Source organism: Acinetobacter sp. YH12027 (assembly GCF_013420085.1).
Taxonomy (GTDB): domain Bacteria; phylum Pseudomonadota; class Gammaproteobacteria; order Pseudomonadales; family Moraxellaceae; genus Acinetobacter; species Acinetobacter amyesii.
In genome coordinates, this window is the sequence record NZ_VOYW01000102.1 from 1 (window position 1) to 1082 (window position 1082).

Annotated in this window: 2 protein-coding genes; both read right to left on the reverse strand. The window is 38.8% G+C overall.

Annotated elements, in window-relative coordinates:
• Positions 1–10: 10 nt before the first annotated feature.
• Entirely contained in the window at positions 11–577 is a 567-nt protein-coding gene (locus FTT94_RS16450; protein WP_180171129.1) for an IS630 family transposase, read from the reverse strand.
• On the reverse strand, positions 567–1022 hold the full coding sequence (locus tag FTT94_RS16455; protein WP_004973749.1) for a helix-turn-helix domain-containing protein: 456 nt from the start codon (positions 1020–1022) through the stop codon (positions 567–569). Before FTT94_RS16455 ends, FTT94_RS16450 begins: the two co-directional genes overlap by 11 nt.
• Positions 1023–1082 lie beyond the last annotated feature (60 nt).

Below are 1082 nucleotides of genomic sequence, written 5' to 3' on the forward strand. Positions count from 1 at the left end.
TAAGCTGTCATTAAAAAGTAAACATGTATTCTTTTCCGAATTGGTTTGATACTCTCTCCACCCATTGCTCTATTTTATCAGCTGTCATGACTTGAAAGTCTCGCCAATAATATTTCATCTGCTTCCATACCATCTCGATTCGATTTAACTCAGGGCTATAAGCAGGAATAAAATACAAATTCGTCGAAAAGTTACTTTTAAGTAGCTCTCTGTAATCAGCCATCTTTTTACTTCTATGAATCGAGGCATTATCAACAATAAGAACCAATGGAAGGTTATAAGTCTGTTTTACTTGTTGAGCTATTCCAGTTAAATAGGCATAAAACCAAGTGCTTGTAACTGACTCTTGTAAACAACTTGTCACCAGTTTCCCCGTTGAAAGCAAACACCCCATGACATTAACTCGTTTTAATCTTATTGCATCAACCGCATAAACATCACCTATCTTTGTCCACGCATAGCGGTTATCAGGTGTAGATGAAAACCCTGTTTCATCAACATAACCTAATATAATTTCACCACGTGCCGCTTGCTCTCGTAATTTTTCAATCTGCTGTGTTGCTTGTTCAAATGCAATCGGATCTCTTTTTTTTCAAGCTATGACGGGTACGCTTGAAGACCATACCTGAATCACGTAAAAACTTACGAATGGTTTCAACAGACACGGACACTTCGTATTCTTCATGTAGTTTGACTCGGATTTGTTCTGCATTGAGTGGACTTGTATTGACCCAATCTAGGATTTTCGCCTGATAGTCTGAGATCAATGTATTGGGCCGACCTGAGCGATGACCTTCTTTAATCGATTCAAACTCATACAATTCCCAACGTCGGCGTTGTAGCCTTATGGTTTCTGGGATACGTTCTTGTAGAGTGGCAACTTCCGCAACACTTTTACCTTCAGAAAGCCAGAGAATAGTTTGGGCACGTTGTCTTTCACGCCAATGTTTTGCATGCTTGGCCAGAAAAATGAGTCGTTCTCGCTGTTCTAAACTAAGTGGTACAGAAACAATTCGAGGCATGTGTGAACATCTGTTAACTAAAAAAACTTTTTCGCATGATTAGTTATTTTTGTCAACTTA

Bases quoted from the DNA above. Each gene is read 5' to 3' on its own strand.
- FTT94_RS16455 (WP_004973749.1), bottom strand. From the start codon at position 1,022: ATGCCTCGAATTGTTTCTGTACCACTTAGTTTAGAACAGCGAGAACGA.